Origin of the sequence: Micromonospora sp. LOL_013 (genome assembly GCF_048060315.1) — a bacterium.
In the GTDB taxonomy this organism is placed as follows: domain Bacteria; phylum Actinomycetota; class Actinomycetes; order Mycobacteriales; family Micromonosporaceae; genus Micromonospora_E.
In genome coordinates this window covers 129,373-136,972 of sequence record NZ_JBHMIQ010000013.1, presented here as the reverse complement: position 1 = coordinate 136,972, position 7,600 = coordinate 129,373, and the positions used below count along the sequence as shown (strand labels likewise).

Annotated in this window: 6 protein-coding genes; 4 read left to right on the top strand and 2 right to left on the bottom strand. The window is 71.1% G+C overall.

Annotated features, from left to right (window positions below):
- Positions 1-173: 173 nt before the first annotated feature.
- Positions 174-851: a hypothetical protein gene (locus ACFHWS_RS11180; protein WP_416554321.1), complete on the bottom strand. Its 678-nt coding sequence runs from the start codon at positions 849-851 to the stop codon at positions 174-176.
- Positions 852-1,026: 175 nt separating this feature from the next.
- Between ACFHWS_RS11180 and ACFHWS_RS11175 the strand changes: the two genes are divergently transcribed.
- From ACFHWS_RS11175 to ACFHWS_RS11165, 3 genes are all read left to right on the top strand, one after another.
- Entirely contained in the window at positions 1,027-3,648 is a 2,622-nt protein-coding gene (locus ACFHWS_RS11175; RefSeq protein WP_416554555.1) for a valine--tRNA ligase, read from the top strand.
- 98 nt (positions 3,649-3,746) lie between these two features.
- A complete protein-coding gene (locus tag ACFHWS_RS11170) occupies positions 3,747-5,018 on the top strand; it encodes a bifunctional folylpolyglutamate synthase/dihydrofolate synthase (RefSeq protein ID WP_416568130.1) in 1,272 nt (423 codons plus the stop codon).
- A complete protein-coding gene (locus ACFHWS_RS11165) occupies positions 5,015-5,398 on the top strand; it encodes a DUF4233 domain-containing protein (protein ID WP_416554323.1) in 384 nt (127 codons plus the stop codon). Before ACFHWS_RS11170 ends, ACFHWS_RS11165 begins: the two co-directional genes overlap by 4 nt.
- 18 nt (positions 5,399-5,416) lie before the next feature.
- Here ACFHWS_RS11165 and ACFHWS_RS11160 read toward each other — a convergent pair whose 3' ends face one another.
- Positions 5,417-6,952 (bottom strand): VOC family protein, encoded by a 1,536-nt coding sequence (locus ACFHWS_RS11160; protein ID WP_416554325.1) that lies wholly within the window; start codon positions 6,950-6,952, stop codon positions 5,417-5,419.
- A gap of 212 nt (positions 6,953-7,164) precedes the next feature.
- On the opposite strand from ACFHWS_RS11160, the gene ndk reads away from it, so the two are divergent.
- Positions 7,165-7,590, top strand: a complete 426-nt coding sequence (ndk, locus tag ACFHWS_RS11155) for a nucleoside-diphosphate kinase (RefSeq protein ID WP_278170707.1) — start codon at positions 7,165-7,167, stop codon at positions 7,588-7,590.
- The last annotated feature ends 10 nt before the right edge of the window (positions 7,591-7,600 follow it).

The window sequence follows — 7,600 nt, the reverse complement described above, 5'->3', positions numbered from 1 at the left end:
GCGCCGATGGTACTGCACTCGTGAGGGTGTGGGAGAGTAGGTCACCGCCGGACATCTTTACTTGTGGGCCACCCGTACGGGTGGCCCACAAGTGTTTTCCAGGGAAAATCCCTCGGAAGACCGCCCTGTGCAACGACCCCGTGCCGACCGTGCAGTACACCGTCGACCGGACGTCAGTCCCGCTGCTGAAGGTCCATCCGCAGGTCCGCGAGCAGCGCGGCCGACTCGCCGACGGTACGCCCCGGGAACAGCGCCACCGCGATGCTCCCGTGGTCCGCCCAACCGCATACCGGCATCTCCTGGTCACCGGTAGGCGTGCTGCCGCACTTCATCACGCCGCCGTACGTCCCGGGCGGCACCTGGTAAACGCCGGTCACCGAACCCTCCTCGTCACCGACGATCTTCAGCAGCGCGTCCAGGTCGTGCTCGGGTGACCAGAGCAGAGCGGTGCCACCGAAGACCAGAACGCTGCGGTCCGCCGCCGACGGGTCCCGGTAGACGGCAGCCGTGCTGTGGTCCAGGTCGATTCCGGCGGCGAAGGCGCTGTGCAGGTAGTCGGCCGTACTCCTGGCCTGTTCTCCGTCGTCGCGGACCAGCCCGGCCGCCTTGTCCGGGGCGCTCAGGCTGGCATCCTTCTGCGCGACGATGCGCAAGCCGGTCGAACCGAGCAGACCGACGCCCAGCACACCGATCGTGGCAAGTGAGCCGATGACGACGACGCGCCGGCCGCGCCCGACCCGGGCACCTCGGCCGCGGCTCTCTCCGTCGCCCGGCGTCGGCTGGGCGTCCGGGGTAACGTCGACCGGTTCCTGGTGAGCCGACCGTCGTCCGCCGAATATGTCGTCGACCATGCCCGACACCGTACGTCACCGAGTCCGCCGGGCGGTGGGTGCCGCCCGTCGTCCCCGTCAAAGCGGCCCGAGACAGCTGGCCTGCCGCGGTCGGGCCTGCGTGAATTCGGGTGCGGGGGCTCCGTAAACTCGATGGGTGACCGAGACTCCGCAACCCCAACACGACGCAGCCCCTATGTTGCCGGCCCAGTACGCTCCGGGTGAGGTCGAACAGCGGCGGTACGAGTGGTGGGTAGCCGAAGGTTACTTCCGGGCCGACGCGGGCACCGGGAAGCCGCCCTTCACCATCGTGGTGCCGCCCCCGAACGTCACGGGGTCGCTGCACGTCGGGCACGCACTCGACCACTCGATCCAGGACACGCTGATCCGACGCAAGCGGATGCAGGGCTTCGAGGCGCTCTGGTTGCCCGGCATGGACCATGCCGGGATCGCCACCCAGAACGTCGTGGAGCGACAACTCGCCGCCGAAGGGCTGTCCCGGCACGACCTTGGCCGGGAACAGTTCATCGACCGGGTCTGGCAGTGGAAAACGGAGTCGGGCGGCACCATCCTCGGGCAGATGCGCCGTCTCGGTGACTCGGTCGACTGGGACCGGGAACGTTTCACGATGGACGAGGGCCTGTCCCGGGCGGTGCAGACCATCTTCAAGCGTCTCTACGACGACGAGCTGATCTATCGCGCCGAGCGCATCATCAACTGGTGCCCGCGGTGCCGGACCGCCCTGTCCGACATCGAGGTGGAACACAGCGACGACGACGGCGAGCTGGTCTCCATCCGGTACGGCGAGGGCGACGCGTCAATCGTGGTGGCCACCACCCGGGTCGAGACGATGCTGGGCGACACCGCAGTCGCGGTGCACCCGGACGACGACCGCTACCGGCATCTCGTCGGCACCGAGGTCGAGCTGCCGTTGACCGGTCGGCGGATCCCGATCGTCGCGGACGCGCACGTCGATCCGACGTTCGGCACGGGCGCGGTGAAGGTGACCCCGGCGCACGACCCCAACGACTTCGAGATCGGCCAACGGCACGGGCTGCCGAGTCTGACCATCCTCGACGAGCGGGCGGTAGTCACGGCCGCCGGACCGTTCGAAGGACTCGACCGGTTCGAGGCGCGGCCGGCGATCGTCGCGGCGTTGCGGGCCGAAGGTCGGGTGGTGGCCGAGAAGCGGCCGTACGTGCACGCGGTCGGTCACTGTTCGCGGTGCCGGACCACGGTCGAACCGCGGCTGTCGTTGCAGTGGTTCGTCCGGACCGGCCCGTTGGCGAAGGCCGCCGGGGACGCGGTGCGTGACGGTCGGACCCGGGTTGAGCCGCCAGAGCTGGCCGCACGCTACTTCGCCTGGGTCGACAACATGCACGACTGGTGCATCTCCCGGCAGCTGTGGTGGGGGCACCGAATTCCGGTCTGGTACGGCCCGGCCGGCGAGGTCGTCTGCGTCGGCCCCGACGAGCAGCCGCCGGCCGGTGCCGGCTGGCGGCAGGACGAGGACGTCCTCGACACCTGGTTCTCCAGCGCGCTGTGGCCGTTCTCCACGCTCGGCTGGCCGGACCAGACCGACGACCTGCGGACCTTCTACCCGACCAGCGTGTTGGTGACCGGTTACGACATCCTGTTCTTCTGGGTGGCCCGGATGATGATGTTCGGGCTGTACGCGATGGACGGCCGGCCGCCGTTCGACGTGGTGGCCCTGCACGGCATGGTCCGCGACCAGTTCGGCAAGAAGATGTCGAAGTCGTTCGGCAACGTCGTCGACCCGTTGGACTGGATCGACCGGTTCGGTGCCGACGCGACCCGCTTCACCCTGGTCCGCGGTGCCAACCCGGGTGCCGACGTGCCGGTCAGCGAGGAGTGGTGCCAGGGCTCGCGCAACTTCTGCAACAAACTGTGGAACGCGACCCGGTTCGCGCTGCTCAACGGCGCGCACCTGACCGGTGACCTGCCCGACCCGGCGGATCTGGGCATGACCGACCGGTGGATCATGTCGCGGCTGCAGGAGGTGACGGCCCAGGTCGACCAGCAGTTCGAGGCGTTCGAGCTGGCCAAGGCGTGTGACACGCTCTACCACTTCGCCTGGGACGACGTCTGCGACTGGTATCTGGAGCTGAGCAAGCCGGTGCTGGGCGCTGGCGGGGAGGCCGCCGACCGGACCCGCCGGGTGCTCGGCCACGTGCTCGACCAGCTGCTGCGGCTGCTCCACCCGGTTACTCCGTTCGTCACCGACGAGTTGTGGTCGGCGCTGGCCGGGTCGGGCCAGCCGGCGGCCGGCAGCCTGATGGTGGCTTCCTGGCCGGTCGCCGATCCAGCGTGGCACGATCCGGCGGCGGAGGCGGAGCTGGCCGTGGTGCAGCGGGTGGTCACCGAGGTCCGCCGGTTCCGGTCGGACCAGGGGCTGCGGCCGACCCAACGGGTCAGCGCCCGGCTGACCGGTCTGGCCGATGCAGGCGTCGGCGGGCACGAGCCGCTGATCCGGTCGCTGACCCGGCTGGACGAGCCGGCCGTTGAGTTCTCGGCTACCGCGAAGCTTGCCGTGACCGCACAGGTCGGTGTCGAGTTCGACACCCGCGGTTCGATCGACGTGGCGGCTGAACGCGCCCGGTTGACCAAGGACCGGGCGGCGGCCGAGCGGGAAGCCGAGCAGTGCCGGGCCAAGCTGGGCAACAGCGCGTTCGTCGACAAGGCACCGCCCCTGGTGGTGGACAAGATCCGTACTCGGTTGGCAGTGGCCGAGGCGGAGCTGGCCCGCATCGCCGGAGCGCTCGCCGCGCTGCCGGCTGCTGACGGTGGGCAGTCGTGACGGTACGGCGACCCGGAGCCACCGGCGGCGCGAAGCAGCGGCCGGGTGGCGAGTTTGCGCGGGTCGAGCAGGAGCTCGCCGACCGGGGCTTCACCCGGATGGTGTTTGACCTGGACCGGATCGGCCAGCTGCTGGACCTGCTGGGCAGCCCGCAGCGGGCGTACCCGTCGATTCACCTGACCGGGACCAACGGCAAAACCTCGACCGCGCGGATGATCGACTCGCTGCTGCGGGCCTTCGGGCTGCACACCGGCCGCTACACCAGCCCGCATCTGGAGACGGTGCGGGAGCGGACCAGCCTGGACGGTGAACCGGTCAGCGAGGAGCGGTTCGCCGCCGTGTACCGGGAGGTCGCGCCGTTGGCCGAGCTGGTCGACAAGCAGGCGGCGGAGCCGTTGACGTACTTCGACATGACGACCGCGTTGGCGTTCGCGACGTTCGCCGACGCCCCGGTCGACGTGGCGGTGGTGGAGGTCGGGCTGGGTGGCGCCGAGGACGCCACCAACGTGTTGTCCGCCGGTGTCTGCGTGATCACTCCGATTGGTCTGGATCACACCGAGTGGCTGGGCGACACCCTCACCGACATCGCCTGGGCCAAGGCCGGCATCGTGCACGCCGGGTCGACGGTGGTCACCGCGGTGCAGCCGGAGGAGGCGGCCGGGCCGATCCTGGACCGGTGCGCCGAGGTGGGGGCCACCATCGCTCGGGAGGGCGGCGAGTTCGGTGTGGTCCACCGCGCGGTCGCGGTCGGCGGGCAGATGCTCACGTTGCAGGGGCTCGGCGGCCGCTACGACGAGGTGTTCCTGCCGCTGCACGGGGCGCATCAGGCGCAGAACGCGGCGTTGGCGCTGGCAGCGGTGGAGGCGTTCCTCGGTGCCGGACCGGGTCGGACGTTGGACGCTGAGCCGGTCCGGCAGGGCTTCGCCGGGGTGACGTCACCGGGCCGGCTGGAGCGGGTACGCAGCGCGCCGACGATCCTGCTCGACGGCGCCCACAACCCGCACGGAATGGCGGCCACGGTCACTGCGGTGCAGGAGGAGTTCGCGTTCCGGCGGCTCGTGGTGGTACTCGCCGTGCTGGCCGACAAGGACGCCGAGGCGCTGCTGGATCTGCTGGAGCCGGTGGCGGACGCACTGGTGGTGACCGGCAACACGTCGCCGCGGGCGATGCCGGTCGGTCAGTTGGCCGGTCTCGCGGTCGAGGCGTTCGGCGTGGACCGGGTACGGGTGACCCAGCAGATGCCGGACGCGATCGAGGCGGCGGTGGAGCTGGCCGAGGCTGACCTCGACGGGGAGCTCAGCGGGGTGGGGGTCCTGATCACCGGATCGGTGGTGACGGTGGCCGACGCACGCCGGCTGCTGACCCGGTGACCGGCGACCCGACGACCGACGACCCGGCCGGACCGCCGCCGCGTCGGTCCGGGTTGCGCAACCCGCCGGCCGCCGTGCGCGGGCTCGGCGCGGCGACCCTCGGCCTGGAAGCGTTGGTGCTGGTGCTCGCGATCCAGCCGATCCGGATGCTGGGCGACGGTTCCGGCCCGGCGGCGATGGTGGCCAGCGCCGTCCTCGCCGTCGGCGCAGTGCTGCTCGCCGGCCTGTTGCGGCGCGGCTGGGCCTGGTACGCCGGCACGGTGCTGCAAGGGCTGGTCCTGCTCGCCGGCCTGCTGCACTGGTCACTGCTGGTGGTGGGGGTGCTGTTCGGCGTCGTCTGGGCGTACGTGTGGCACGTCCGGCGGGTCATTCTCAGCTGACCACAACTGGCGCCGGGGTCACTGCGGTGCGTCGGTGTCGGACGTCGGCTGGTCACGGTCACGCCACTCGATGATGGCGATACCGTGGCCGTCCGGGTCGCGGAAAGCAGCCGCCCACAGCTCCAGCCGGGCACCACGGTTGACCGCCCGGGGCGCGTAGGTGAACCGCACCCCTTTGGCCTTGAGTTCGTCGTGCATCCGTTGCAGGCCGTCGACTTCGAGGTTGAGGTGCATGAGCCGACGGTTGACCGGGGCGACCTCGGGCACCGACCGCAGCACCAGGCGGGTCTGCCCGGAGGCGAGCACCGCGTTGCCGTCCCCGCCGTCGATCTCGAAGAAGCCGAGCATGTCGCGGTAGAACCCGACCGACCGGTCGAGGTCCGCGACGAGCAGGGTCAGTCCGACGCCGTGAATCGGCCCGTGGTCGTCGCCCGGTTCGCCGGCCAGGGTGTTGGGGCCGGTCACCGGGCCGGCGGCGGCCAGGTCGGCGAGCGGGCCGTCCGGGTCGGTCACCGACCCGCGGTCGGGGTCGTCTGCGTCCTGGTCGGGCTGGTCGGCCAGCGCCGTCCCGGTGACGGTCGGCGACTCGGCGCGGGCCTCGGCGGCGGCCCGGCCCCGGTCCGCTCCGGCGGCGACCGTGCCGGCCTCCGACTCGGCGGGTGGGGAGTACGGCCGTGGCCGGGCACTGCGCGGCAGCGGCACCGGCTGCGGGTCCACCACGGTGCCGTCCACCACCTTGTGGCCCCCCGGTGACTGGCTCATCACGACGGGGTCGTCGACCTTGCCGGGGGCGTCGACCCGGCCCGGAACCGCCGGCTCGGACTGTTCGATGTCGGGGTCGAACCCCGGGGTGGTGAAGTCCGGCCGGGGATTTTCCGCCGGGTCGCGTCGACGCTGACGCGGGTCGACGGCCGGACCGGCAGGCTCGGCCGGATCGTCGTCGCGCAGCCCCGCGCCGAGATCGGCGGTCTGGGCGGTGTCCGGGTCGAGGAACAGGCCGTCGGAGCGTCGCCGCGCCCACGGCGGCTCCTCATCCACGTCGAGCAGGTCGTCGTCGAGAGTGCTGAAGTCGGGCTCGTCGAACTCCGGCGGCAGGTCGGCCCGCTCTGCGGCGGCTTCGGCGTGGGTCAGCACGTCGTCCCAGATGATCCGTACGTGGCGTTGGTCGTCGATGGCGACCATGATCGGCAGCGTGGCGCCAGGGTCGGGCCACTTCGCCACCGGCACCCGGGGGTCGCGGACCTTGACCGACCGGGGCGGTACGCCCGGCGCGTCCACCAGAATCTGCAGTTCGCAGCGGCCGTAGGTGGAGGAGGCCGGTGGCTCGGAAACGCTGCGGACGTGAGCGATGCCGGCCACCCAGGCGCGCTCAGCGCCGGGAAACGCGGTGATCAGCACCAGGCTGACCGCGAGCACCAGCAGCGCCACGCCCAGCGCGGCGATCGCCCAGCTGGTCATGCCGGCGCCGAAGAGGATGATGAACGTGGCGAAAGTGCCCAGCACCGTCGCGATGAGCTTGCGGGCGGTGGAAACCGATCGATGGCCGTTCGCCACAGTAGACCTCCCTGCGTCAAGGCCAGGCTAGGCCGGGCCCGGCGAGGATGGAAGAGCCGCGACCGGTGGCGTCGGTAGCCGCCGGTCCTCGTCCGTCCCCTGGCCCTCCATCATGACGCGCGGGGCGGCGTGCACCCACTAGGCTGGCAGCGCCAGTCCGTACCGGATCGCTCCGCAGGGGAGCGGTGCCGGTCCGTCGATAAGGAGCCAGCGTGTCCAGCCCCACCGATGTCGAACGTACCCTCGTGTTGATCAAGCCGGACGCGGTCCGGCGCGGCTTGGTCGGCGAGATCCTCGGCCGGTTCGAGCGTAAAGGACTGCACCTGGTCACCCTGCAGTCGCGCCGGATGGACGAGGAGCTGGCCGGCGCGCACTACGCCGACCATGTGGACAAGCCGTTCTACCCGCCGCTGAAGGAGTTTATGACCAGCGGGCCGCTGGTCGCCCTGGTGCTCGCCGGTGACCAGGCGATCGAGGTGGTGCGTGCGCTGATCGGCACCACCGACGGGCGCAAGGCGGCAGCCGGCACCATTCGCGGTGACCTGGCGCTGTCCAACCGGGAGAATTTGGTGCACGCCTCGGACTCCCCGGAGAGCGCGGCCCGCGAGATCAAGCTCTGGTTCCCCGACCTGGGCTGATCCCGGTCGA

Excerpts from the sequence above, each read along its gene's own strand:
- ACFHWS_RS11175 (WP_416554555.1), top strand. The coding sequence starts at position 1,027 with ATGTTGCCGGCCCAGTACGCTCCGGGTGAGGTCGAACAGCGGCGGTAC.
- ACFHWS_RS11180 (WP_416554321.1), bottom strand. The coding sequence starts at position 851 with ATGGTCGACGACATATTCGGCGGACGACGGTCGGCTCACCAGGAACCG.
- ACFHWS_RS11170 (WP_416568130.1), top strand. The coding sequence starts at position 3,747 with ATGGTGTTTGACCTGGACCGGATCGGCCAGCTGCTGGACCTGCTGGGC.